Here is a 25,236-nt window from a genome sequence, read left to right on the forward strand (position 1 = left end):
GTCATGCGTAATGGAAGCACTAACCTAATTCCTTTTTAAAAATTTTAAAAAGTTAATGCATAAATATAAATTTTATAGTATAATTATAAACAATTAAACATGAAAAACTAATGTGAATGAGATTATATATTGTTAGATATTGGAGGAGGAGCGCAATGTCAGAAACAACAGGTTATCTTGTTTTAAATACGGGTGATGTATTAGAAGGTAGATGGCTAGGGAAACCGAAGCAAGCAGAAGGGGAACTCGTATTTAATACAGCGATGACGGGCTACCAAGAAGTGATGACAGACCCATCATATGCAGGGCAAATCGTTACCATGACCTATCCGTTAATTGGAAACTACGGCTGGAATGAGATTGATTATGAAAGCATCAAACCATCTCTAAAAGGGTTCATCGTCTCGACACCGAGTCATAACCCAGAACACTATGAATCTACAAATACACTAATGGATATGTTAGAGGAGCACGATATTCCAGCATTATCCCATATCGATACAAGAGCGCTGACACGTATTATTCGTGAGCATGGAGAGGTATACGGAAATATCACAGAGGATCCAAATGAAAAACCTGTAGATACTTCCGTTAATCCGAATATTGTTTCAACGGTATCCGTTAAAGAAAAAACATCCTACAAAACAAATACGCTAGCAAATCATCCAGCACCACATGTGGTTGTAATGGATTTTGGCTATAAGCATTCCATCGCAAAATCACTAGTAGAATTGGGTTGTGATGTGACTGTTGTTCCATATAATACTACTTTTATCGAAGTTCAATCATTGGATCCAGATGGTGTATTATTATCCAATGGCCCCGGTGATCCTAAAGCATTGGCGCATCTATCGGAAAACATTAAACAAATCTCAGAAAGCTTTCCGACGATGGGGATTTGTTTAGGGCACCAGTTAATCGCACTCTCGCATGGTGCAACAACCAAACGACTACCATACGGTCACAGAGGCAGTAACCACCCGGTTAAAGACTTACAAACCGGTAAAGTTATGATTACATCACAAAACCATGGCTATGTAGTCGACTATGACTCTGTTAGTATGAATAATTGGTACGTTTCGCACGTTAATGTCAATGATAAATCAGTGGAAGGTTTAAAACATAAAACGAAACCTTTAATGACGGTACAATTTCACCCTGAGGCGCATCCTGGCCCAATCGATACCCATCATTTATTCGTAGATTTTATCCAGCAGTTTATTACTAAGGGAGAGAAACAGCATGCCTAGGAAAGACAATATAAAGAAAGTACTCGTAATCGGCTCCGGTCCAATCGTGATTGGGCAGGCAGCCGAATTTGATTACGCCGGGACCCAAGCGTGTCTTGCTTTAAAAGAAGATGGCGTAGAAGTAATTCTGGTAAATAATAATCCTGCAACGATCATGACGGACGAAAATATAGCAGACAAAGTTTATCTCGAACCGTTAACTTGTGACTCGATTACAAAAATTATTGAAAAAGAACGACCTGATGGTATTTTGCCGACATTAGGTGGTCAAACAGGCCTGAACATGGCGGTTTTACTAGATGAAGCTGGTGTCTTGGAAAAATACGATGTCACTTTATTAGGTACACCCCTTGAAACGATTCAAAAAGGGGAAGATCGTGAAATCTTTAAATCGATGATGAAAGATATCGACGAACCAGTTGCAGAGAGTCTATCCACTTCTTCTGTTGACGAAGCTGCTCACTTTGCCGGTAAAGTCGGTTACCCGATGATTGTACGGCCTGCATACACACTAGGTGGTGCTGGTGGTGGAATTGCAAATAATGAAGATGAATTACGCAAAATTGTAAAAAACGGCCTACACTATAGCCCAATCAATCAAGTTTTAATTGAACAAAGTGTGAAAGGCTGGAAAGAAATTGAATATGAGGTGATGCGCGACTCTAACGATACATGCATTATCGTATGTAACATGGAAAACTTCGATCCCGTCGGTGTTCATACGGGAGACAGTATTGTTGTCGCACCGTCTCAAACGTTAACGGACCGTCAATATCAAATGCTTCGTACATCCTCAGTAAAGGTTATCCGTGAGTTAGGGGTTATTGGTGGATGTAATATTCAATTTGCGCTGAACCCGGACAATGATGACTATATCATTATTGAAGTAAACCCGAGGGTTAGCCGTTCCAGTGCGTTAGCATCTAAAGCAACGGGGTATCCGATTGCGCGTATTGCGGCAAAAGTAGCGCTAGGTTATCACTTGGATGAGGTGATTAACCCGATTACTGGGGATACGTATGCAAGCTTTGAGCCAGCGATTGATTACATTGCAGCAAAAATTCCGCGTTGGCCGTTCGATAAATTTACGCAAGCCGACCGTCTTTTAGGTACACAGATGAAAGCCACAGGTGAAGTGATGGCACTTGCACGTAACTTCCCAATGGCGCTCAATAAGGCGATTCGTTCATTGGAAATTGGTCTGGATTCGTTACATTTACCTGGTGTGGAAAAGTTATCTGAACAAGAGATACATACCGCACTGGATCAAGCGACAGATGAGCGGTTGTTTATAGTTGCGGAATGTTTACGTAGAGGAATGACCGTGGAAGAGATCCACAACATTACAGCGATCAATAAATACTTTTTGTATGAGTTAGAAGCGATGATTGCAAAAGAAGCAGAGATTGCTGCGAAACAATGGAAAGCGATCGAAGCAGGAGACTTAAGAGATGCAAAAGCCTTTGGTATTTCTGACCTTACTTTAGCTAAGTTGCTAAACGTAGACATAGCGGACATTCAACAGAAAATAAAAGATGAAAAACTAGTCCCTTCATATAAAATGGTTGATACGTGTGCTGCCGAATTTTCAGCAGAAACACCCTACTTTTACAGCTCCTGGAATGAATGGGATGAAGTAGAATCGCTAAATGGGGATAAACGTATGGTTGTGTTAGGCTCCGGTCCAATCCGCATTGGCCAAGGAGTGGAGTTCGACTACTGTTCGGTTCATGCAGCCAAGTCCCTGCAAGGGCAAGGTATTGATGCCGTTGTTATTAACAACAATCCTGAAACAGTAAGTACCGATTTTAACACGGCGGATCATTTGTATTTCGAACCGTTAACAGTTGAAGATGTCTTGCATGTGATTGAGAAAGAAAATGCACAGGGTGTCTTAGTTCAATTTGGTGGTCAAACCGCGATTAATCTAGCTGATGGTTTGCAAAAAGCTGGCGTTAAGATTACTGGTACAGCATTGGAAGCAATTGAAGCGGTTGAAGATCGTGAATTATTTTATCAACTGTTACAACGATTAAATATACCACATATTCCTGGTGACACCGTAATGGCGGTGGAGGATGCAAAAGCAGTTGCAAAGGCAATCGGCTATCCAATTTTAATGCGCCCGTCCTATGTTATTGGTGGTCAAGGAATGGTGATTTTGCATAATGAAAACCAACTGGTAGAATATTTAGCAGATTTACAGGGAAAAGCACATGACAATCGAATTTTTCCATTATTAATTGATCGCTATATTGAAGGGTATGAAGTGGAAATTGACGTGATTTGTGATGGATCAGATGTGTTAATTCCAGGCATTTTTGAACATGTCGAAAAAGCCGGGGTCCACTCCGGTGATAGTGTGGCTATTTTTCCAGCGCCGAGTCTGAGTAGAGAGCATAAACAGTTGATTGAATCATACGCGCAAAAAATCTCCAAGGCATTGGATGTTAAAGGGATCATGAATATTCAGTTTGTCCTAAGTGAAGATCGAAATACTGTGTATGTACTGGAAGTGAATCCGCGCGCATCTCGTACCGTGCCAATCGCGAGTAAGGTAACTGGTGTTCCAATGGTTGATCTGGCGACACGTGTACAAATGGGAGAATCACTGAGCGATCAGGAATGGAAGCTAGGACTACATGATGAGGTACCATATTATGCCGTGAAAATGCCAGTATTCTCAACTAACAAGTTACCAGGAGTGGACCCGATTCTAGGTCCTGAAATGAAATCAACAGGCGAAGCGATAGGATTCGGTACAACGGTAGAACAGGCGATGGCAAAAGCATTTGGCTGGAAAGAAGATAGTCTTAAAGCATTAAGCCAGCAGGATACTATTTTCTTATCCTTAACCAAAATAGATGAAAAGCTTAGTGAACAATTGAAGTCTGTGAACGCATCGATTGAAGCTGATCCAGAAACAGCAGCATTATTAACGGATCACGGTCTTCACGTTGACACTACTACCAAGCTTGAAGAAGCAGAACAAAAATGCGTAGACGAGAAGTACGCCTTTATTGCAGATACACACCGCACTGGTGAAAAGGATGAGCATGTTTCATTACGTGAGGCAGCTTTACGTTCCGATACATTGCATTTTACAGCAAATGACACGTTAAGTGCTTATATCAAAGTAACAACTACAGATTTAGAATTACCTGTATCCATTCAGAATTATCGTAATAATAAACCCGACTTAAACAAAAAGGAGCGTGCGATGCCTTGAGTATGAAAGAACAATTAAAAGGGAGAAGTCTCCTGACACTTGCTGATTACTCAAAAGCTGAAATAGCTTATATTTTAGAACTGGCAGTACAAATCAAACAAAAACAAAAGAATGGTGAGTTGTATCAGCCACTAAAAGGAAAAACATTGGGGATGATTTTCGAGAAATCATCCACTCGTACTCGCGTCTCTTTTGAAACCGGGATTTATCAACTAGGTGGAATGGGTCTGTTCTTAAGTTCTAATGATATTCAATTAGGCAGAGGTGAGCCCATCTCTGATATGGCAAAAGTATTGTCGGGATATTTAGACGGGATGATGATTCGTACTTTTTCCCAACAAGATGTCGAAGAATTAGCAGAGAATGCTTCGGTTCCGGTAATCAATGGCTTAACCGATGATTACCACCCTTGCCAAGTGTTAGCAGACCTGCAAACCATTAAAGAAACAAAGGGGAAACTCGAAGATTTAAAGCTTGCTTATATTGGTGATGGTAACAACATGGCTCACTCGTTAATGATTGGCTGTGCCAAAATGGGGTTAGATGTTGCTATTGCAGCACCGAAAGACTATCAACCTAAAAATGAAATTACAGCATTAGCAACCTCTTTTGCAGATGGCAGTGAGGTATTAGTGACCGAAGATGCCGTAGAAGCTGTGAAAGATGCGGATGTCATTTATTCCGATGTTTGGGCAAGTATGGGTCAAGAGGAAGAACAAAAAGAACGGGAAAAAGCATTTGCTCATTATCAAGTGAATAAGGAATTGTTCTCACATGCTAAGCAAGATGCCATTTTTATGCATTGCTTGCCAGCCCACAGAGAGGAAGAAGTCACAGCAGAAATTATTGATGGACCACAATCAGTTGTCTTTCAGGAAGCAGAAAATAGATTACATGCACAAAAAGCGTTAATGGTTGCATTGATGGGCTAGGTCTCTTTTTTAGAGATCTAGTTTTTTTCATGTTTGCAGTTCATATTTTGTTATTGCTATAATAAAGATTAATTGTGTGGCTTTACACAATAGTAAATTAAAGGATTGGTCTAACATGAGTATCTTTAAAGAATTACAACAAATTATAAATCCAGAACATATTTTGATAGATGAAGCATTAAAAAATCATACGTATACAAAATTAGGAGGAGTAGCTGATTATTTTGTAACTCCATCCACTGTCGAAGAAGTTCAAGAAGTTATCCGCTATGCTAATAAAACAGATGTCCCTTTTACTTTATTAGGAAATGGTTCAAATGTAATCGTGAGAGATGGAGGCATTCGCGGGATTGTTTTAAGTTTGAAAAAATTTTTAGGTATTAGAAGAGAAGGGAACAAAGTGATTGCAGAGAGTGGCGCACGTATTATTGATGCATCTCGTTTTGCCTTGAGTGAATATTTAACCGGATTAGAATTTGCATGCGGTATCCCTGGAACAGTTGGTGGTGCGTTGTATATGAACGCAGGTGCCTATGGTGGAGAGGTGAAAGATTGCCTAGAAAGCGCACTAGTCGTCGATTCTGCTGGGGAAGTACATCAATTGCCAGCTGATTCCTTTGACTTAGCATACCGCACAAGTAACATCGCCGAAAAAGGTTATATTGTATTAGAAGCAACCTTCAGCTTAGAAACAGGCAACTATAATGAAATCAAAGCAGTCATGGACGATTTAACTTATAAACGAGAATCGAAGCAACCATTAGAGTATCCATCTTGTGGTAGTGTATTCAAACGACCGCCCGGATATTTTGCTGGAAAACTGATCCAAGACAGTGAGTTACAAGGAAAAGGTGTCGGCGGAGCGGAAGTATCCACTAAACACGCAGGCTTCATCGTAAACAAAAACAATGCTACCGCAACAGAATATATCTCTGTCATTGAAATGGTACAACGAGAAGTGAAAGCAAAATTTGGTGTGGAATTAGAGAGGGAAGTGCGGATATTGGGGGAAGACTGAAGATCCGTATACTAATGAGTGTGAACAAAGAATAGGATAAATATCTTCACCCTTGGTCTTATGGACAAAATAAATTAAAAACCAATAAAAGTGTCCGTAAGAATCAATCTTATGGACAAAATTAATTTAGAATCAATAAAAGTGTCCATAAGAATCAATCTTATGGACAAAAAATAAAAAAACTCCCTAGGAAGTGTCCGTAAGAACTAATCTTACGGACAAAATAATCTATAATCCTCGAAAAGTGTCCGTAAGAATTAATCTTATGGACATAATAATCAAACTATCCGTTCAACTGTCTGTGATAACTTACTTTTCTTCCAAATCATAGATAATAAACCCATTTATGAGTTCCAACACTTCTAAAATTCTTTTCTAAAAATCTTTTGATACTCTTCTTAGAATACCCTCCCCCACACCAATCATAAACCAGATTTGTAGTCAATTTCTTATCCGGAAAAAGCAAGCGAAGTTCTTCAATATTTTGCAAGAGAGCACCATGGACAGGTTCCACCTGCTGACATTTGGAACAGACACAATTTCGTCCTTCGATATAAACAGTTAATCTACAACATTTACCGCAGCGGAAGCCTTTCGTTAATTGGTGATATTCATATGTAGGGATCCTAGGATGCGGATATTTTCCGAGGTCTCGTGCTATCAATTGTTTTGCCAATGAATGTTGTAAGGATGTTATTGGAGGTTTTGCAACTAACTCTTTTATAAATTTGGGTATTTGTGTCGGGAAAATGAGTTGCTTATTCACCGGGGCTTGGTAGAGGGTAAACTCTGGATTGATAAAAACATCATAACTATCGACTGCTAGATCAACATTGAGTTCCAACAAAATCTGCCGCATTAATGTTTCATTACGCTTTAGTTGTAAGAGTGGATTATTGATCTCTTTTTGTGGTAGCTTGTACCATCGTTTTTCGGCATGTATATAATTACCGGGATAATTTTTTACATCAAAAAAGCAAAGTGTGTCACCTGTAAGTAGTATGGAATCAATTTGAAAAGTAGTAGTGTGAACTTCCAACCATAGATCACTAATCACGATAAACTGATCGTCTATTTTTTCTTTCAATAATTGCTCAAACTTCTCCTCTCCTTCATATCCCAGCTTTAAATTGTGGAAATAACTTTCCTCCTTTTTTGAAAAAGGGATTCTGGATAACAGTGCTTCATATATTAATAATTCATGCGGTTTTTTCAAAGTTTTCTCAATCATAGAATTTTTCCTTCCTATAAGGATTTCGGGGTGTCTAGAAGCAGATTGTCTAAGATGATATAAATAATAAGTCCTGTTGGAATACAAAGTATAAAAGGTAGGCGGACAAGAAAAGGAGAAATTCCGAAGTGTTCGGCAATACCGCCGCATACTCCATGAAGGGATCTGTCTGTAGCTGATTTTCGTATTTTTCGTCACATTCGATAAACTCCTTTCACTCCCCATATTAACACATTTTTCCACCAACCCACAAACAGATATATTGCAAACAGTGGAAAAATTCTATATACTATTTACATAATTAAATAAGCGATAAAGATTCCTTTGGGGCAGGGTGTAATTCCCGACCGACGGTGATAAAAGCATAGACGCTTTTTTAGTCCGTGACCCGGATCATGTATAACATGTGAAGGTGGATTTGGTGAGAATCCGAAGCCGACAGTGAAAGTCTGGATGGGAAAAGGAATTGGTGACGTAGTGACTTTTCTATGGGGAAAAGTAGTTCTTTTGGTGTCCTCATAGTTTTGCAACCACAAAACCAAGTTCTTTACTATGAATTAAAATACACAAGCCCTAGGTATATAGCCTAGGGCTTTTTTAGATTTTATCGACAAAAGGTGATGATCAAGTGAGAACAAATGAAGAATGGATGGATCTTGCACTCAACCTCGCAGAAGCGACAATAGGTCAAACAAGTCCGAATCCTTCTGTTGGAGCGGTAGTTGTAAAAAATGGTGAATTGCTCGGTGTCGGTACTCACTTAAAAGCAGGTGAAGCACATGCCGAGGTACACGCAATCGCTCAGGCAGGTGAAAAGGCAAAAGGAGCGGACGTCTATGTTACGCTCGAGCCTTGTGCTCATTACGGTAAAACACCACCATGTGCAGAATTGCTTGTAAAAAGTGAAGTGAAAAAAGTCTACATTGCTTGTCTCGATCCGAATCCCAAAGTAGCGGGAAAAGGTGTTGCCATCTTAAAAAATGCTGGTATTGGAGTGGAAATTGGTATTCAAGAGCAGCGAGCTTTACGTATTAATCAACATTTTTTTCATTACTTGGAAAAAAAGCGCCCCTTTATCACTTTGAAAGCAGCGACTACTTTAGATGGGAAAACAGCAACTGTCTCAGGTGATAGCAAGTGGATCACGTCTGAAGAAGCAAGAGAAGATGTCCACAAAGAACGGCATAAACATGACGCCATTTTAGTGGGACGTCAAACAGTGGAAAAAGATAATCCTAGTTTAACAACGCGTCTGCCCCAAGGCGGAAAAAGCCCAATTCGCATTATTTTAGATAGCCATTTATCACTTAAAGGGAATCTTCATATATTTGAATCCAATGCACCAACTTGGATGGTATGTAGTAATCAGGTAGATAAAGCGGAATTTACAAAAAAATACCCACATATCAAAGTGATTCAACTGCCTTCCGAAAAAATTGAACTAACTGATTTAATGGAAATCTTAGCAGAGGAGAAGGTGCAATCCCTTTATGTAGAAGGTGGCGCAACCATACATCAAGCTTTTTTAAAAAGCGGGCTTTATGATGAATGCCATTGGTATATTGCACCAAAACTATTAGGAGGTCAGGATGCACAGTCCGTAATCGGTGGTGCATCACCTTTAGCGATGAAAGAAGCGCAACAACTAGAATTTATAGAAATCCAACAAATTGGTCCGGATCTTAAGCTCATTGCAAACCCAAAGGAGGAGTCCTGATGTTTACTGGCATTGTAGAGGAAAAAGGGAAAATAGGGTCGATCACCCAGCAAAATCAAGCATTACAATTAAAAATACAGGGGAAAAAGGTAACAGAAGATGTCTCGGTAGGGGATAGTATTTCTGTCAATGGTGTTTGTCTAACTGTAACTAATTTTGCTTCTGACTGGTTTACCGTCGATGTGATTCCTGAAACATTCCGAGGTTCATCGCTATCCAAACTATCTGCACAGTCTGCAGTTAACTTAGAACGTGCGATGCATGCAAACGGTAGATTTGGCGGCCATTTTGTCTCCGGTCATGTCGATGCTTTGGGAACGATTGAACGCACATGGCAAGAAGATAACGCTAAGTATTATTATATTTCCGTACCTGAAACGCGGTATATTACGATGAAAGGTTCTATCTCAGTAGATGGTACATCGCTTACAGTATTTGGGCTCGACGAAAAAGGATTTACCATTTCATTAATACCGGAAACTCAAACTGCAACTGTCCTTGGTGCAAAAAATCAAGGAGACATCGTAAACGTTGAATTTGATATGTTAGCAAAATATATGGAGCGTCTCCTGCAAACATCCAATCAAACGACAGGTATTACAGAAGATAAATTAGAGAAATACGGATTTTAAGGAGGTGCAAAAATGAAGCACTCAGTAGAAGCAGCTATAGAAGCACTAAAAAAAGGAGAAATCGTCATCGTTGTGGATGATGAAGAACGTGAAAATGAAGGTGATTTTATTGCCTTAGCAGAATACACGACTTCAGAAGTGATTAATTTTATGGCCAAGGAAGGTCGTGGATTGATCTGCGCACCAATGACTAAAAGTTACGCTGATCGTTTTCAATTAGGGGAAATGGTGACAAGAAATACCGATGATCACGGTACCAATTTCACCGTAAGTATCGATTATCATACTACACATACGGGAATTAGTGCGAAGGAGCGTGCACTAACAATTCAGAAATTAGTCGATGATACGACGACACCACAGGATTTTAATCGTCCTGGGCATGTTTTTCCATTAATCGGAAGAACAGCAGGGGTACTCGAACGAACAGGTCACACCGAAGCAGCGATTGATTTAGCACGTTTAGCGGATTCGAAGCCAGTAGCTGTTATTTGCGAAATTATGAATGAAGACGGATCGATGGCGCGCCAGCCAGATTTAGAAAAAATGGCAGACAAACATAACATGCCGATGATCACGATTCAGGAATTAATCCAATACCGCAAACGTTATGACCAATTAATTGTGAAAGAAACTGAAATCAACTTGCCGACTGCATATGGCGAATTTAAACTTGTCGCTTATACAGAGAAATACACTGGTCAGGAGCATATCGCATTATACAAAGGTGAATTACATTCGGATGAAGCGACATTGGTTCGAGTTCATTCCGAATGTTTAACAGGGGATGTGTTTGGTTCAGAGCGTTGTGATTGTGGACCGCAATTAGAAAAAGCCTTGGAGGAAATCCAAAAAGCTGGGCGAGGCGTTCTTGTCTATATGCGTCAAGAAGGCCGTGGGATTGGCTTAATTAACAAAATGAAAGCATATAAACTGCAGGAGGAAGGCTATGATACAGTTGAAGCTAATCACCAGTTAGGCTTTCCGGATGACTTGCGAGACTATGCGATTAGTGTCCAGATATTAAGAGATTTAGGAGTTGGAAAACTTCATTTGCTCACTAATAATCCACGTAAGCTTTCAAGTATGGAAGAGTATGGACTGGAACTAGTAGGAAGAAAAGCAATAGAAATTCCGGCAAATAAAAATAACGAAAAGTATTTACAAACAAAAGTAGAAAAATTAGACCATTTATTACACGTAAAAGGGAATCAAGATGGAGGAGGAATTTAACATGGCAAAAACATTCGAAGGTAATCTGGTAGGTACAGGTTTAAAAGTAGGGATTGTCGTAGGGAGATTTAATGAATTTATAACAGGTAAATTATTAAGTGGTGCAGAAGATGCTTTCCGTCGCCACGGTGTTGCAGAAGACGATGTCGATGTAGCCTGGGTACCAGGAGCATTTGAAATTCCTTTAGTAGCGAAAAAAATGGCCGAATCAGGAAAATATGATGCGGTGGTAACGTTAGGCACCGTTATCCGTGGATCTACACCACACTTTGATTATGTCAGCAATGAAGTTTCAAAAGGAGTTTCAAGTGTTTCTATGGATGCTGGTATGCCAGTGATTTTCGGTGTGTTAACAACAGACACGATTGAGCAAGCAATCGAGCGTGCTGGTACCAAAGCAGGTAACAAAGGAGCAGAAGCAGCAATTTCAGCAATCGAGATGGCGAATTTATTAAAAGAGATTGGCTGATATGTAGTGGCGGGTTACTCTTAACCCGCCATTTTCATTATATTTGAAGTAATTCTCTAATATTTTCTTCCATTTCTTTTGGCTCTGTTTTTGGTGCATATCGTTTCACAACATTCCCATTCTCATCAATTAGAAATTTCGTAAAATTCCACTTTATTTGATCGGAAATGATACCTGGCGCTTCTTTAGTCAGATACTGAAAAAGCGGATGGGCATTTTTGCCACGGACTTCTGTTTTGGCAAACATTGGGAAACTAACTCCGTAATTCAGTCGGCAATATTCTTCTGCTTCTTCACTGGATCCAGGCTCTTGATTCATAAACTGATTGCTGGGGAACCCTAGAATTTCTAAACCGTCATCTTTATACTTTTCATACAATTTTTGTAACCCGTCAAACTGAGGAGTAAAGCCACATTTACTTGCGGTATTTACAATAATCATCGCTTTTGCTTTATAATCGTTAACCGTTTTTTCTTCACCTTTAACTGTTTCAATCGAAAGATCATACAATGACAATCCAATCGCCTCCTTAATAAAAAGGATAGCATAATCATCCCGTGACTACGAGGAACAGCTACAACAAAGTCGAAAAAGCTGAACAAAAAATCACGAGGTGTACACCTCGTGATTTCATTAAGATTCTTGCATTACACCGTCTTCTTCAGCGATGCGATCCAATCTGGTCTGGATTTCTTCTTCAGAAAGATTTTGTTCTTTAATATATAGGTTGCGAGGGTGAACACGGCACTCGTGTGTACATCCACGCATATATTTATGTTCATTCTCTTCTGAGCATAAAATTTGTTTATTACATTCAGGATTTGCACAATTTGCATAACGTTCACAAGGCTCGCCGTCAAAGTAATCACGTCCTACTACAACATGGTCTTTGCGGTTCACTGGAACAGAGATCCGTTCATCAAATACGTAAAGTTGTCCATCCCATAGTTCACCTTGTACTTCTGGATCTTTCCCATAAGTGACAATCCCACCGTGGAGCTGTCCGACATCATCGAATCCTTTTTCTTTCATCCAACCACCAAATTTTTCACAACGAATTCCGCCAGTACAATACATTAGTACTTTTTTACCTTCTAATTTTTCACGATTATTTTCAATCCACTCAGGTAGGTCACGGAAATTATCGATATCAGGATTAATCGCACCACGGAAATGACCTAGTTCATACTCATAATCATTTCTAGTATCTAGAATTACCGTGTTTTCATCTTGCATTGCTTCATAAAACTCTTTAGGATTCAAGAATTCGGCATTCTTTTCGCGTGGATCAACATCTTCCTCACCTAAGCGAAGTGTTACTAGCTCTGGACGATAGCGGCAGTGCATTTTCTTAAATGCATGTCCATCAGCCTCGTCGATTTTGAACGTCATGTCACTAAATTTCGGATCATTATGCATTGCTTCCATATACTTATTTGTTTGTTCCACTGTTCCAGAAACGGTACCATTAATACCTTCTTCTGCAACAAGAATTCGTCCTTTTAATCCTAAGTCTTTACAGAATTCCAAGTGTTCCTGCGCAAATGTTTCTGGGTCTTCAATTGTGACAAACTTATAATACAACAATACTTGATACTTTTCTTTGTTTTCCATTTTACTACCACCTATCAATTCATATTTGCAAGATATAAATGTTTTTAGGTTGGTTTGTACTTTTATAATCTTGCAAGGTCATATTTTATCACGTTTTTCAAAACTACACAATATGTTTAAAAGGGGCTCTGATAGCCCAATCACTACATTCTTTCATATTTATTGTGACCAAATCTTTTAACAGTATCCTCAATATAAAAAAGCAGAGTTCTTCAAGCCAAACTCTGCCATGCATACCATTGGATAGTGCATTCAGTATAACCGTGAGATACTTCTGTTCGGTATTGTTCAAACTATCCCGTAAGAATATCTTCTGAAGGATATCTGATTTTTTCTTCTTTTGGTTGTGCTAATGAAAATGCAAGCGTAAGTGGTCCGAGTTTTCCGACAAACATGATGATCACGATTGCAAGTTTTCCTATCACAGTTAAAGAACCTGTAATACCCATCGATAACCCCACAGTTCCAAATGCGGAAACAACCTCAAACAATATGGTAATGAATGGCTGTTCTTCCGTTATGTTTAATATAAAGATACCTAAAAAGGTAAAAAAGATGGCCATGCTTGATATGGCTAAAGATCTTAAAATAATCGATTGGTTAATTGACCTTCTAGCAATGGTAATATCCCTTTTTCTCCTTAAAAAGCTATTTACAGCCATGATAATGATCAGAAAAGTGGTTAATTTGATTCCTCCCCCAGTTGAAGCACTACCAGCACCAATAAACATTAATATAAGAATAAAAAATAGACTTGCTTCTTCTAAACTTCCAATATCTAAAGTGTTAAATCCGGCGGTTCTCGGTGTAATACCTTGAAAGTAAGATGCCCAAAGTTGAATTTAAACTTCCAAGCGTATTTGGGTTGCTATACTCTAATCTGAAGATAGTGATTATCGCAATAATATTGATGAAAAATGTTCCGACAATCATCATTTTAGAATGCAAAGAAAGTGTTTTAAATTGTTTTTTATACCACAAGTCAGATAAAACGGTGAATCCAATACCACCAATAATAAATAAAAATGAAATAACAATATTAATGATTGGATCTCCAACGTAACCTGTTAAACTATCCGACCATAATGAAAATCCTGCATTATTAAAAGCTGATATAGAGTGAAAAAAACTGAAATATAAACCTTTCATCCAACCCATTTCAGGAACCCATCTTATTGCAATAAATATCATTGCGATAAGTTCAATAGTTAAGGAGAAAAAGAATAGGTTTCGTACTAATTTGATTACGCCACCAATTGACGTTTGATTTAAGGCTTGTTGAACTAATAATCTTTCTTTAATACCTATTCTTTTACCTAGCATTATGTAAATCAGCACTGCAAAAGACATGATGCCCAAACCACCTAATTGTATAAGCGAAACAATAACCAGTTGTCCAAACAGTGTAAAGGCAGATCCTGTATCTACTGTGACTAATCCTGTTACAGTCATGGCAGAAGTGGCAGTGAATAATGCATCTCCCCAGCGTATTGATTCGGTGGTGGCTAAGGGCAATTTGAGCAGAAATGTTCCCATTGTTATGGATATCATAAATACTAAAAGAAGTAGTTGAGATGGGTTAAGATTTATATATTTCTTACGCATACACTTATACTCCTTCTTTTTCAAAGCGATGAATATCGGAATTAAGTCCCATCACAATTAAAATATCATTTTTTAATACTTTTTCGTCAGCTACTGGACTTACGATCATCTTTCTATCCCTTTGGATACCAACAATTGAACATCCGTATCTTTCCCTAACATTTATTTCAGCTAAAGACTTCTCATGTAATTTGTTGGTGGCGATAATTTCGACCATACTGTAATCTTCAGATAGCTCTACATAATCAATAATATTGTCAGATACGGTATGATGAGCAATACGTCTTGCCATTTCCCTTTCTGGATGAATAACCCTGTCGACTCCAATCTTACTTAATACTTTATGGTGGTATTCATTTTGTGCCTTCGACCATACCCTTGGAACTCCAAGGTCTTTTAACAATAATGATGTTAAGATGCTAGCTTCGATATTTTCTCCGAAAGAGACAAAGGCGTGATCAAAATTTCTTATGCCTATTTCTTTCAAAGAATTTTCATCCACTCCGTTTGCTTGAACAGCATGTGTTGCAATTTTTGAATACTCTTTTACTTTGTTTGGATTTGTATCAATTGCCAATACATCTTCTCCTAATTCGACAAATGATTTAACTAAGCTTCCACCAAATTGACCTAATCCAAATACTGCATACTGTTTCTTCATTATCATTTCTTCCTTTCTAAACAGAAAAAGACCACTCTTAATAAGAATGGTCAATGGTTTCATTAACCCTTTTCTCACAAATGCTGACGAGGTTAGCTGTCGGATTAGGGAATGAGAGTCTCCCTTCTTAGCATAGTTTGCTAAGATTCACCCCAAGATAAACATGGTTTATCAAAAATGGTTCCCCCGCTCATATTTCATGATTAAGCTTAAAAGGTATTTTTATAAAATTAATAAGTATACATTACTCCTCTAAATGTTGTTAGTCAATAGAAAATTTGTAAATAATTTATTAAAAAAGGAAGCTTCAGACGTATTTTAGTTGTTCATATTTCAATTCATGTTACCCTTTGTACCTCTATCACAAAGTCATCAATTCGTACCATCTTTTAACTGTGTTTTGACATCGTTTTCTCCTGTTTCTTCGACAAAATCTCCTTCGATTGATTGTACGCTTATCGTAATGCGCTTCTACTATATTTTCAAGTCGTTTTTGAATTTTTTGGGGTTATGGACTTAAAAAAATAAAGCCCTAAAATAAAAGAGCAATATAAAAACAATAGTATTATTGTTTTTAATACAAAATACCTAGAAAATGAATAAAACAAAAGGATAATCTATTCAGTCATCCTTTTGTTTCTTTTGCCATAAGAAAAATTCCACTTCTTTTTTTAGCTGCTTTTTCAATTCCTTCTTTTCTTCTTCGCTTAGGGAGTCTAGATCATAGCCGAATAAGTCGTCTATTGGCTCATTTATTTCAATTTTGTTATTTGAAATTTCCTTTTGGTAATCCGTTCTACCTAAAAGATAATCCGTACTGACTTCTAGTATATTTGCTATTTCTTTTAACACTTCATTAGAAGGCGAACTATAGCCGGTCTCATAATTTGAAATTGTTTGTTTTTTAGTATGTAGTTTGGAAGCAAGTTCTTCTTGTGTTAATTTTTTATTCCTTCTTGCACTCCTTAATCTTTGTGCCAACATTGGAGCACGTCCCTTCTAAAAAAGTTCAAGATTATTGTACTACATAAAAGCAATAAGCGTAATATTAAAACCGAAAAGTCCAAGAAAATCATATTATTATATTGACATCCAATCAAGTTGGACTTATAATTAACACGAGATACAAAAATCTTGGACATTGAGAGGGGGATTAAATGAAAAATTTCAATTTAATCAATGCTAGAAAACAGAAAAACTTGACTCAAGAACAACTAGCAAAAAAGTTAGGTTATAAAGGAAAGCAAGCAGTGGCTAATTGGGAAAGTGGTTATTCATCACCGCCACTAGAAAAAGCGTTGTTGATTGCAAAAATACTAGATAAAGAAATATCTTTTTTATTTAATTATAAAGTCCAAGAAAATCATACAAATAAAGAACATAATTATTTTAAGTAGGTAATCTACTTAAAAACTAACAAAAAACGGACCGACTGATCTTAAATCTATATCTTTTAAAAAGTTTGCTAAGGGAATGCAATAATGCTAAATAGTAAGGAGTTTAAAAAGTTCAGGATATGAAATAAGCTAAATAGAATTCCTAGCAATTGGAATTAGCTACAGTGATTGGAGTAGCTGAATTGGTATTAATCAACACCTTTAGTATTGGTGTAATTATATAAAGTATCCATTCTAGTATTAGTTTACAAGAAAAGAATGGAAAAACAAAGGAGGTTCAGAATAATTGAAATTAATATGAAAGTTAATCCAGATGTCATAAAAGAATGTAAGATCTTCTATATGTTGTTGTATCTGAAATAACCAAAGACCTTAAGAAAAGGTTGCATTGTATGAGTTATTTCAAAGCGAAAACAAAATAAATCAAAGAAAATTCACATCACTTGCACTATTAAACACTTCAGATGATTAAAAGTATTTGAACTTGGTAACTTTTTCAAAGCTAAAATACTTAAGCATATTATTAACATTCTTTCAAAATTGGAATACATGGCTTTACATATACAAAGGGGGATTAGGAAATGAGTATTGAATTTGATTATAAAAACAATGATAGATCGGATATCGAAAAACGATCATTTGTTTGCTTAATGGATTTGATCGAGAGGTTAGTAATAATCGTAGATAATGATTATGGACGGTTTAGTGATGAACAAGTCAAGTCAGCAATAGAATATTTAGAAGTGATAGAAAAGAGTTTAAACCCAGTATTAAAAACAGGAAAAGCTGAGTAGGAGATAAAACCATTACTCAGCTTCTCTATCATAGATCGCAGTTAACTTCGGTCGCAACTTAAAAGTCATGAACGAAACTAGTTTTTTATACGTACGTCGTTAATGCCACGGATGTTTCTCTCATTCCAGAAATTGACTTAGCCAAAAGAGCACCTATCAACAATGAAAGCCTTTGTTGAATTTCTAGTCATAATTGTTTTTACCAAAAAGCAATAGTAAGTATTACAAATTACCCTCAAACCATTTGATCAATGCTTGTGTTCCGCGATCTTCCAATCCTTTTTCGGCTAGCTCTTCGTATAATTCTAATGATAATGCCAATCCGGGTGTTTGTAGCCCCATTTGTTGAGCATTTGCTAATGCAATTTTCATATCTTTAATAAAATGTTTGATATAAAAACCAGGATCACTGTCCCCTTTGATCATTCGTGGTGCTAGATTGGATAGGGACCAACTACCTGCTGCGCCAGTTGAGATGCTTTTTAAGACACGGACCGGATCAAGGCCAGCTTTCTTGGCATACATTATTGCTTCTGATACCCCGATCATATTAGAGGCAATCGTCATTTGATTCGCCATTTTCGTATGCTGTCCTGCCCCTGCAGGTCCTTGCAAGACAATATTTTCACCCATTTTTTCAAAGATTGGTCGCATCGATTCGAAATCCTCTTCCTTACCACCAACCATGATGGTAAGTTTTCCATTTTTAGCACCTACATCACCGCCCGATACAGGTGCATCAAGACTATGCAAACTCTTTTTCTCTGCTTCTTTAAAAATCTTTTCAGCAAGTACAGGGTCAGAAGTAGTCATATCTATTAAGGTTGTTTCAGATTGAGCATTTGCAATAAGACCATTTTCACCGAGGTAAATTGCTTCAACATCGTGTGGATACCCGACAATAGAAATGACTACATCTACTTTTTTTGCCAGAGAAGCAATTGATTCTTCCCAAATAGCTCCGTCATCTAGAAGTTCCTGTGCCTTTGTTTTCGTTCTTGTAAAAAGGTGAACCTTATGTCCAGCTTCCATTAAATGTTTTGCCATACTTTTGCCCATAACGCCAGTGCCAATAAAACCAATTGTTGTTGTCATTTTTCTCCTCCTTTTCTTTTACTTTACCAAAAATCAGTTGACTATCCCAATAGTTGTTTTTAACGATTACATAATGGGAATAGTGGCACTAAAAGGAGGCTAAAATATGGATCAACAAGTATTGAATCAATGCAAAGCCCTCTTAGAAGAAAGAAAAGAAGAAATACGTAGTCAGCATGTACATCAAAATAATGCATTAGATGAAGAGGTAGGTGAGTTGTCAACATTTGATAACCATCCGGCAGACATGGGAACAGAACTCTTTGAAAGGCAAAAAGACATTACTATAAAACAACAATTGCAGGAAGAGTTAGCGGATATTGAGGATGCTTTAGAAGAAATCAGTCGAGGTACCTATCATCGTTGTAATACGTGCGGGAAACCAATTAAAGAGGAACGATTACTAGCTGTTCCTACAACTAGATATTGTATCGATCATGGAAAATAGAGAAAACCCCAAGACATTACTTGGGGTTTTCATCATTTACTCCATATTATTTTGCTCATTTAAAACTAACGTTGCAGTTTGCAGGTTACCTTCACGATAGAAAGTGACGTTAACTTCTTCGCCAACTTCTGTTTCATTGTAAAGGTATTTCTTAAGGTCTAACATGGATTCAATATTTTTATCGTTAAGTTTAGTCACGACATCATATTGTTGTAATCCGGACTCTTCTGCTGGTGAATTAGGCTCAACCTGTGCGATGACAACCCCATTCTCCACACTTTCATCTAACTGCAATGTTTCTTGAATATGACGTTGTGGTACGGTAGACAAGTCGATAGCACTGATACCGATAAACGGACGAACGACTTCATTACCTGTTTCCAGTTGTTCAACGACTGGTTTGGCATCATCGATTGGAATCGCAAATCCAATTCCTTCTACTTGAGATTGGGCGATTTTCATCGAATTAATGCCAATCACTTGCCCATTGGTGTTGATTAAGGCACCACCACTGTTGCCAGGATTAATCGCTGCATCGGTTTGAATTACATTTGTTGTCCAATCAGGTTGACTGTCATTGTTTAAGTCGATATCAACGGCACGATCCAAACCGCTGATGATCCCTTGTGTTACAGACCCAGCAAATTCTTGTCCGAGTGGGTTACCTATTGCAATCGCAGTATCACCTACTGCCAAATCGTCGGAAGATCCTAATTCTGCAACTGTTGAAACTTGATCACTAGGGATGCGAAGTACAGCTAAATCGGTTAACTCATCTGTACCCATTACGTTAGCTTCAACATGTTCGCCATTTGTTAGAATCACTTCTACTTCTTGGGCAGCTTCCACTACGTGATTATTCGTAACGATGTAAGCATATTCGTCATCCTTTTTATAAATCACACCTGATCCTGTACCAGCTGCATCAGATTCTTCCCAAAGGCTGATTTGTTGAATGTTGGAGACACCAACTACTGCGTCCGATACTTTCTCTACGGCACTGCCAATCGAGTTAGAGGATTGATTGGCAAGGTTAGTTGTCGGCACAGCTTCCTCTGATGATGTTTGTTCTGTCTGCTCATTTTGATTGCTATCTTCAGAAGAGACAGCCTTTTCATCATTGATCATATTAAGAAATATTCCACCAGTAAACAGTGCTGCGATAACTCCACCCGCAACTCCACTCATTAACATAGCTAATGTGCTTTTCTCTTTTTTGACTTTTTTACTTTGCTCTGTTGTTTGTTCTTGATTAAATTCTTCACTCATTTATCTATTCACCCTTTCGTAGGAATATTAACGTAACTTCTATTATTATCATACCTGTTATATACGGCATATTAATGGGATAATTGTATAAAAAATGTGTAAAAGTAAGAATTCATTGCTCGCTGCTTAATTTTTTTGGGTAAATGTGCGAAAATAAGAGCAAGCAAATTGGGGTATAATTGGGAGAGGTGAGCAATATGAATCAACACATCTATATTGTAGAAGATGATGCAAATATTAGAGATATAGTGAAAGCCTATTTAATGAAGCAAGGATTTCAAGTCACACTTTTGGAAAATGCAGAAGATGCGTGGCAACGAGCTCAGAGCGGACAGCCGGATATGTGGATACTGGATATTATGTTACCTGGCATGGACGGTTATGAATTATGTAAAAAAATACGGCAAGTCAGTGAAGTACCGATAATTATCATATCTGCAAAGGATGAGGAAGTCGATAAGATTCTCGGTTTAGAACTTGGCAGTGATGATTATTTAACGAAGCCGTTTAGTCCGCGCGAATTAGTAGCAAGAGTCAAACGCTTGTTTAAAAGAGCAGAAGCTCAACCGATCAATCAAATTAATTCAACGCCTGTTATTGAATTGGGAGAATTGGAGATCGATAAAACAGCACGGGTTGTACATTGGAAACAACAAGAGATTGATGTGACATCCAAAGAATTTACGATGTTAGAGATCTTTGCTCAAAAACCAAACCGAGCATTTTCGAGGGAGGAATTGCTCACTCTAGTTTGGGGCGATGATTATTTTGGGAGTGATCGTGCGGTGGATGACTTAGTTAAAAGATTACGAAAAAAATTAGATAGTTTACCGATTGAAACGGTTTGGGGATATGGGTACCGCCTAGAATATGATGAGGACCAACAATGAAGCTGCAATATCAATTAACGATTGCTTTTACAACACTACTAGTGGTTATCATGACGGTTACTGGTATTATGATTTACTCTCAAATGCTGCAGATGTTAATTAAGGATGAGCAGCGTCAGTTAGAAGACAAAGGGGAATTGATCGTTAACTTTATATTGTCGGAAGATCTCAACAATACGACAAACGTACAACGATTTTTGCAATTACTAGAGCAATATAATTTGCAAGTTTTTGCGTATGATGAGGCCAGTGAAAGGATCGTTTTTTCCTCGATTCCTAATATTAATACGATTGAATCGTGGGTTCAGGAATATAACCTGGATAGTAGGACGCAACCTTTATGGCAGGGAAAAGATGATAATTATGTGGTATCGATTATTCCCGTTTTGTCACCGTTGTCCACTCAACAATTAGTGTTACTTACACCGTTAGATGACCTGCAGGAAGTACAAAGAAGCTTAATGAATCGATTGTTTCTGATTTTCCTGCTTGGAATTGCAGTAGCTGTTTTGCTTAGTCATTATTTGACTACTAAGCTTGTCACACCTTTAACGAAATTAAGACATCAATTAAAGAAAATTGAAAAACGTAAATTTGATGAGATGGAAGAAGTAAAAGCAACTGGTGAAATAAAAGAGGTAGAGCAAAGTATTGTTGAGATGGCTAATGAGTTAGACAGCTTTATTCAATCGCAGCATCACTTTTTTCAAAATGCAAGCCATGAACTCAAAACGCCACTCATGACCATTCAAGGTTATGCAGAAGGCATTCGTGATGGAATATTTGAAGGAGAAGAAGCAAGAAGAGGCCTGCAAGTGATGGTGGCAGAAATTAATAGGCTGAAAAAAATTATCAATGAAATTATTTTGCTGGCCAAACTAGATAGTGAAGCAGATATATATCGACCGGAAAAGGTGAACAGTAAAATATTTATGGAACAAGTAATGGAAAGAGCAATCCCGATCGCTAATGAAAAACATATTCAAGTGAAACAAGATCAAGCGGAAGAAGTACAAGTATGGTTTGATGCAGAAAAAATGTTACAAGCAGTTATGAATATTATAACGAATGCGATTAGACATGCGGATACACAAGTGGAAGTGACCACATTTACAAACAATAAGCAATTTCATATACAAATAACGGACGATGGTGAAGGAATTGACGATGAATTAATTAAAAAATTATTCCATCGTTTTGTAAAAGGTGAGAGCGGAGAGACAGGTCTTGGCTTAGCGATTGCACGGGCAATTGTAGAGCGCTCGGGCGGATCAATTAAAGCAGAAAATGCACCGTATGGTGGAGCGAGATTTATGATTACATTTACGGATTTTGAAAAAAATAACGATTAATGATAACAATTACTGACTAGTATGATATACTAGGTAAGTTGTAATATGATGAACGCATCTTTAAGAGGAGAGAATAAAATGACGCAATTGAGAGAAGAACTTCGCAATATTGCGATTATTGCCCATGTTGACCATGGCAAAACGACGTTAGTTGACCAGTTACTCCGTTATTCAGGAACTTTTCGTGAAAATGAGCAAGTGGAAGAACGTGCAATGGATTCCAACGATATCGAAAAAGAACGTGGGATCACGATTTTAGCGAAAAATACAGCGATTAATTATAATGATACTCGAATTAATATATTGGATACACCAGGACACGCTGACTTTGGTGGAGAAGTAGAGCGTATTATGAAAATGGTGGATGGGGTATTACTTGTGGTTGATGCTTATGAAGGTTGTATGCCGCAGACCCGTTTTGTATTGAAAAAAGCACTGGAGCAAAAATTGCAGCCGGTTGTTGTACTGAACAAAATCGACAGACCCAATGCACGCCCCGATGAAGTAGTCGATGAAGTATTGGATTTATTCATTGAACTTGGTGCTGACGATGATCAATTAGAGTTTCCAGTTGTCTATGCTTCGGCATTAAATGGGACATCCAGCTTTCCAGATGAAGAACAACAGGAAACGATGGAGCCAGTTTTTGAAACGATTTTAGAGAAAATTCCGGCCCCTGTTAATAATGCAGACGAACCATTACAATTCCAGATAACTATGCTTGATTATAATGACTACTTAGGACGTATCGGTGTCGGTCGTGTGTTCCGTGGATCGATTAAAGTAGGACAGCAAGTATCTCTAATGAAAACCGATGGTTCAGTGAAAAATTTCCGTGTTACCAAATTATTTGGTTTTATCGGTTTGAAACGAATTGAAATCGAACAGGCAACAGCAGGGGATATCATTGCGGTTGCAGGTATGGAAGATATTAACGTAGGTGAAACAGTTTGTCCGACTGAACATCAAGAGGCATTGCCAATTTTGCGTATTGATGAACCAACATTACAAATGACGTTTGTTGTCAATAACAGTCCTTTTGCCGGAAGAGAAGGTAAATATATTACTTCTCGCCAAATTGATGAACGTTTAATGTCGCAATTAGAGACAGATGTAAGTTTACGTGTTGACCCGACAGATTCACCAGATGCTTGGACAGTATCCGGTCGTGGGGAATTACATTTGTCTATTCTAGTAGAGAACATGCGTCGTGAAGGCTATGAACTACAGCTTTCTAAACCAGAAGTTATTATTAAAGAAATAGATGGTGTCAAATGTGAACCAATCGAACGTGTCCAAATTGATGTACCGGAAGATTACACAGGTCCGGTTATGGAGTCTCTTGGTGCCCGTAAAGGTGAAATGCTGGATATGGTGAATCACGGAACTGGTCAAGTTCGTATGGAATTTAAAGTGCCATCTCGTGGTTTAATCGGTTATGCCACAGAATTCATGACTCAGACACGTGGTTATGGTATCATCAACCACACATTTGAAGAGTATGCACCACTTCTCAAAGGGCAAGTAGGTGGCCGTCGTGAAGGCGTACTTGTTGCGTTGGAACACGGAAAAGCATCTACGTACGGTATCATGAACCTAGAAGACCGTGGTGTCATTTTTGTAGACCCAGGTACAGAAGTGTATTCAGGAATGATTGTTGGTCAACATAACCGCGAGAATGACCTGACGGTTAATATTACTAAAGAAAAACACTTAACCAACGTACGATCCGCAAATAAAGATCAGACATCAACTATTCGCAAAACACGTAACATGTCATTAGAAGAAGCTATTCAATATTTGAACGACGATGAATATTGCGAAGTTACACCAGAATCAGTTCGTTTACGTAAGAAGATACTAAATAAAAACGAACGTGAAAAAGCATCAAAGAAAAAAAGTAATGTCTAATAAATTTATAAACCCGTTTTGATAGTGGAAGATTATCAAAACGGGTTTTTTTCTTATGAAGGACAAAACCTGGAGAATGACGTTTATATTATCGTTATCGATCAAGGCATTCTCTGAATTTTGTATGTCCGATGTCAATGGGGAAGGTTTTTTTACTTAGATTGCAGGGTATATTTTAGATAATGAAACAGAAGAAAAGAGGGGATGTTATGCGCTTTTTTAGGCGATTCAAATTTCTATTTAAATTCCGTAAATCGTTTCCTTTCTTTAAGGAATTCTACTTATCCAATGAAGTAAAAGTTACTGCAAAATTAGCATCACTTATTCTCATCATAGGATATATCGTTTTCCCATTTGATTTAATACCTGATTATTTGTTAGTGCTCGGTCTATTTGATGATGTAGTGGTTGCCACATTGATTCTTCAGCAAATGGTCAAGATGGCGCCTAAAAGTTTACGTGAAAGATACGATATAGAGAGTAAATAA

At 37.8% G+C, this 25,236-nt stretch carries 23 protein-coding genes, 1 pseudogene and 2 riboswitches; of the genes and pseudogenes, 15 read left to right on the plus strand and 9 right to left on the minus strand.

Annotated elements, in window-relative coordinates; translation table 11 throughout:
• Window positions 1-155: 155 nt before the first annotated feature.
• The 4 genes from GI584_RS02990 (at window position 156) to murB (ending at window position 6,429) form a co-directional block, all read left to right on the plus strand.
• On the plus strand, window positions 156-1,250 hold the full coding sequence (locus GI584_RS02990) for a carbamoyl phosphate synthase small subunit (RefSeq protein WP_153790199.1): 1,095 nt from the start codon (window positions 156-158) through the stop codon (window positions 1,248-1,250).
• A complete protein-coding gene (gene carB, locus GI584_RS02995; protein ID WP_153790200.1) occupies window positions 1,243-4,479 on the plus strand; it encodes a carbamoyl-phosphate synthase (glutamine-hydrolyzing) large subunit in 3,237 nt (1,078 codons plus the stop codon). The genes GI584_RS02990 and carB overlap by 8 nt, the downstream gene beginning before the upstream one ends.
• Window positions 4,480-4,481: 2 nt before the next feature.
• Window positions 4,482-5,411 carry an ornithine carbamoyltransferase gene (gene argF / locus GI584_RS03000; protein WP_153792894.1) on the plus strand — a complete coding sequence of 310 codons (930 nt, stop codon included), beginning with the start codon at window positions 4,482-4,484 and terminating at the stop codon, window positions 5,409-5,411.
• 115 nt (window positions 5,412-5,526) lie between these two features.
• Window positions 5,527-6,429, plus strand: coding sequence for a UDP-N-acetylmuramate dehydrogenase (gene murB / locus GI584_RS03005; RefSeq protein ID WP_153790201.1), 903 nt, complete (start codon window positions 5,527-5,529; stop codon window positions 6,427-6,429).
• 325 nt (window positions 6,430-6,754) lie between these two features.
• On the opposite strand, the gene GI584_RS03010 is transcribed toward murB, so the two are convergent.
• Entirely contained in the window at window positions 6,755-7,660 is a 906-nt protein-coding gene (locus GI584_RS03010) for a nuclease-related domain-containing protein (protein WP_153790202.1), read from the minus strand.
• Window positions 7,661-7,674: 14 nt separating this feature from the next.
• Window positions 7,675-7,848: a PspC domain-containing protein gene (locus GI584_RS03015; RefSeq protein ID WP_228552400.1), complete on the minus strand. Its 174-nt coding sequence runs from the start codon at window positions 7,846-7,848 to the stop codon at window positions 7,675-7,677.
• 128 nt (window positions 7,849-7,976) lie between these two features.
• Window positions 7,977-8,129: riboswitch (FMN riboswitch) on the plus strand.
• Between the two features lie 159 nt (window positions 8,130-8,288).
• On the opposite strand from GI584_RS03015, the gene ribD reads away from it, so the two are divergent.
• From ribD to ribH, 4 genes are read left to right on the plus strand one after another with little or no spacing between them, the layout of a single operon-like run.
• Window positions 8,289-9,377, plus strand: a complete 1,089-nt coding sequence (gene ribD / locus GI584_RS03020; protein WP_267902837.1) for a bifunctional diaminohydroxyphosphoribosylaminopyrimidine deaminase/5-amino-6-(5-phosphoribosylamino)uracil reductase RibD — start codon at window positions 8,289-8,291, stop codon at window positions 9,375-9,377.
• Window positions 9,377-10,009 carry a riboflavin synthase gene (gene ribE / locus GI584_RS03025; protein WP_100362092.1) on the plus strand — a complete coding sequence of 211 codons (633 nt, stop codon included), beginning with the start codon at window positions 9,377-9,379 and terminating at the stop codon, window positions 10,007-10,009. Before ribD ends, ribE begins: the two co-directional genes overlap by 1 nt.
• A 12-nt stretch (window positions 10,010-10,021) precedes the next feature.
• Window positions 10,022-11,242, plus strand: a complete 1,221-nt coding sequence (locus GI584_RS03030) for a bifunctional 3,4-dihydroxy-2-butanone-4-phosphate synthase/GTP cyclohydrolase II (protein WP_100362091.1) — start codon at window positions 10,022-10,024, stop codon at window positions 11,240-11,242.
• Window position 11,243: 1 nt separating this feature from the next.
• Complete coding sequence (gene ribH / locus GI584_RS03035) at window positions 11,244-11,711, plus strand: 6,7-dimethyl-8-ribityllumazine synthase (protein ID WP_100362090.1); 468 nt, start codon at window positions 11,244-11,246, stop codon at window positions 11,709-11,711.
• A gap of 37 nt (window positions 11,712-11,748) precedes the next feature.
• On the opposite strand, the gene GI584_RS03040 is transcribed toward ribH, so the two are convergent.
• The 5 genes and pseudogenes from GI584_RS03040 to GI584_RS03060 all read right to left on the minus strand — a co-directional run bounded on the left by GI584_RS03040 (window position 11,749) and on the right by GI584_RS03060 (window position 16,576).
• Complete coding sequence (locus tag GI584_RS03040) at window positions 11,749-12,228, minus strand: glutathione peroxidase (RefSeq protein WP_153790203.1); 480 nt, start codon at window positions 12,226-12,228, stop codon at window positions 11,749-11,751.
• 117 nt (window positions 12,229-12,345) lie between these two features.
• Window positions 12,346-13,326, minus strand: a complete 981-nt coding sequence (gene trhO / locus GI584_RS03045; RefSeq protein WP_100362088.1) for an oxygen-dependent tRNA uridine(34) hydroxylase TrhO — start codon at window positions 13,324-13,326, stop codon at window positions 12,346-12,348.
• Window positions 13,327-13,619: 293 nt separating this feature from the next.
• Window positions 13,620-14,931 (minus strand): annotated as a pseudogene (locus GI584_RS03050) (TrkH family potassium uptake protein).
• A 4-nt stretch (window positions 14,932-14,935) separates the two neighbouring features.
• A complete protein-coding gene (locus tag GI584_RS03055; protein ID WP_153790204.1) occupies window positions 14,936-15,592 on the minus strand; it encodes a potassium channel family protein in 657 nt (218 codons plus the stop codon).
• Between the two features lie 66 nt (window positions 15,593-15,658).
• Window positions 15,659-15,812, minus strand: a riboswitch (cyclic di-AMP (ydaO/yuaA leader).
• 401 nt (window positions 15,813-16,213) lie between these two features.
• Complete coding sequence (locus GI584_RS03060) at window positions 16,214-16,576, minus strand: helix-turn-helix domain-containing protein (protein WP_153790205.1); 363 nt, start codon at window positions 16,574-16,576, stop codon at window positions 16,214-16,216.
• Window positions 16,577-16,749: 173 nt separating this feature from the next.
• Here GI584_RS03060 and GI584_RS03065 point away from each other — a divergent pair, with 173 nt between their 5' ends.
• Window positions 16,750-16,989, plus strand: coding sequence for a helix-turn-helix transcriptional regulator (locus GI584_RS03065; protein WP_153790206.1), 240 nt, complete (start codon window positions 16,750-16,752; stop codon window positions 16,987-16,989).
• 581 nt (window positions 16,990-17,570) lie between these two features.
• A complete protein-coding gene (locus tag GI584_RS03070) occupies window positions 17,571-17,783 on the plus strand; it encodes a hypothetical protein (RefSeq protein ID WP_153790207.1) in 213 nt (70 codons plus the stop codon).
• A 222-nt stretch (window positions 17,784-18,005) separates the two neighbouring features.
• Here the strand turns inward: GI584_RS03070 and GI584_RS03075 are convergent, their stop codons facing one another.
• A complete protein-coding gene (locus GI584_RS03075) occupies window positions 18,006-18,878 on the minus strand; it encodes an NAD(P)-dependent oxidoreductase (protein WP_153790208.1) in 873 nt (290 codons plus the stop codon).
• A gap of 106 nt (window positions 18,879-18,984) precedes the next feature.
• Between GI584_RS03075 and GI584_RS03080 the strand changes: the two genes are divergently transcribed.
• Window positions 18,985-19,326: a TraR/DksA C4-type zinc finger protein gene (locus tag GI584_RS03080; RefSeq protein ID WP_100362084.1), complete on the plus strand. Its 342-nt coding sequence runs from the start codon at window positions 18,985-18,987 to the stop codon at window positions 19,324-19,326.
• Window positions 19,327-19,362: 36 nt separating this feature from the next.
• Here GI584_RS03080 and GI584_RS03085 read toward each other — a convergent pair whose 3' ends face one another.
• A complete protein-coding gene (locus GI584_RS03085; RefSeq protein WP_100362083.1) occupies window positions 19,363-20,595 on the minus strand; it encodes a S1C family serine protease in 1,233 nt (410 codons plus the stop codon).
• Between the two features lie 197 nt (window positions 20,596-20,792).
• Between GI584_RS03085 and GI584_RS03090 the strand changes: the two genes are divergently transcribed.
• The 4 genes from GI584_RS03090 to GI584_RS03105 all read left to right on the plus strand — a co-directional run bounded on the left by GI584_RS03090 (window position 20,793) and on the right by GI584_RS03105 (window position 25,236).
• Window positions 20,793-21,485, plus strand: a complete 693-nt coding sequence (locus GI584_RS03090) for a response regulator transcription factor (RefSeq protein WP_100362082.1) — start codon at window positions 20,793-20,795, stop codon at window positions 21,483-21,485.
• Complete coding sequence (locus tag GI584_RS03095; protein ID WP_100362081.1) at window positions 21,482-22,837, plus strand: sensor histidine kinase; 1,356 nt, start codon at window positions 21,482-21,484, stop codon at window positions 22,835-22,837. The genes GI584_RS03090 and GI584_RS03095 overlap by 4 nt, the downstream gene beginning before the upstream one ends.
• Window positions 22,838-22,915: 78 nt before the next feature.
• Window positions 22,916-24,748 carry a translational GTPase TypA gene (typA, locus tag GI584_RS03100; protein WP_100362080.1) on the plus strand — a complete coding sequence of 611 codons (1,833 nt, stop codon included), beginning with the start codon at window positions 22,916-22,918 and terminating at the stop codon, window positions 24,746-24,748.
• A gap of 209 nt (window positions 24,749-24,957) precedes the next feature.
• Window positions 24,958-25,236 (plus strand): YkvA family protein, encoded by a 279-nt coding sequence (locus tag GI584_RS03105; RefSeq protein WP_100362079.1) that lies wholly within the window; start codon window positions 24,958-24,960, stop codon window positions 25,234-25,236.

Origin of the sequence: Gracilibacillus salitolerans (assembly GCF_009650095.1) — a bacterium.
Classification (GTDB): Bacteria; Bacillota; Bacilli; order Bacillales; family Amphibacillaceae; genus Gracilibacillus; species Gracilibacillus salitolerans.

Excerpts from the sequence above, each read along its gene's own strand:
- GI584_RS03065 (WP_153790206.1), top strand. The coding sequence starts at position 16,750 with ATGAAAAATTTCAATTTAATCAATGCTAGAAAACAGAAAAACTTGACT.
- GI584_RS02990 (WP_153790199.1), top strand. The coding sequence starts at position 156 with ATGTCAGAAACAACAGGTTATCTTGTTTTAAATACGGGTGATGTATTA.
- GI584_RS03080 (WP_100362084.1), top strand. The coding sequence starts at position 18,985 with ATGGATCAACAAGTATTGAATCAATGCAAAGCCCTCTTAGAAGAAAGA.
- ribH (WP_100362090.1), top strand. The coding sequence starts at position 11,244 with ATGGCAAAAACATTCGAAGGTAATCTGGTAGGTACAGGTTTAAAAGTA.
- murB (WP_153790201.1), top strand. The coding sequence starts at position 5,527 with ATGAGTATCTTTAAAGAATTACAACAAATTATAAATCCAGAACATATT.
- typA (WP_100362080.1), top strand. The coding sequence starts at position 22,916 with ATGACGCAATTGAGAGAAGAACTTCGCAATATTGCGATTATTGCCCAT.
- carB (WP_153790200.1), top strand. The coding sequence starts at position 1,243 with ATGCCTAGGAAAGACAATATAAAGAAAGTACTCGTAATCGGCTCCGGT.
- GI584_RS03085 (WP_100362083.1), bottom strand. The coding sequence starts at position 20,595 with ATGAGTGAAGAATTTAATCAAGAACAAACAACAGAGCAAAGTAAAAAA.
- ribE (WP_100362092.1), top strand. The coding sequence starts at position 9,377 with ATGTTTACTGGCATTGTAGAGGAAAAAGGGAAAATAGGGTCGATCACC.
- argF (WP_153792894.1), top strand. The coding sequence starts at position 4,482 with ATGAAAGAACAATTAAAAGGGAGAAGTCTCCTGACACTTGCTGATTAC.
- GI584_RS03090 (WP_100362082.1), top strand. The coding sequence starts at position 20,793 with ATGAATCAACACATCTATATTGTAGAAGATGATGCAAATATTAGAGAT.
- GI584_RS03105 (WP_100362079.1), top strand. The coding sequence starts at position 24,958 with ATGCGCTTTTTTAGGCGATTCAAATTTCTATTTAAATTCCGTAAATCG.
- GI584_RS03055 (WP_153790204.1), bottom strand. The coding sequence starts at position 15,592 with ATGAAGAAACAGTATGCAGTATTTGGATTAGGTCAATTTGGTGGAAGC.
- GI584_RS03070 (WP_153790207.1), top strand. The coding sequence starts at position 17,571 with ATGAGTATTGAATTTGATTATAAAAACAATGATAGATCGGATATCGAA.
- GI584_RS03030 (WP_100362091.1), top strand. The coding sequence starts at position 10,022 with ATGAAGCACTCAGTAGAAGCAGCTATAGAAGCACTAAAAAAAGGAGAA.
- trhO (WP_100362088.1), bottom strand. The coding sequence starts at position 13,326 with ATGGAAAACAAAGAAAAGTATCAAGTATTGTTGTATTATAAGTTTGTC.
- GI584_RS03075 (WP_153790208.1), bottom strand. The coding sequence starts at position 18,878 with ATGACAACAACAATTGGTTTTATTGGCACTGGCGTTATGGGCAAAAGT.
- GI584_RS03060 (WP_153790205.1), bottom strand. The coding sequence starts at position 16,576 with ATGTTGGCACAAAGATTAAGGAGTGCAAGAAGGAATAAAAAATTAACA.
- GI584_RS03010 (WP_153790202.1), bottom strand. The coding sequence starts at position 7,660 with ATGATTGAGAAAACTTTGAAAAAACCGCATGAATTATTAATATATGAA.
- GI584_RS03095 (WP_100362081.1), top strand. The coding sequence starts at position 21,482 with ATGAAGCTGCAATATCAATTAACGATTGCTTTTACAACACTACTAGTG.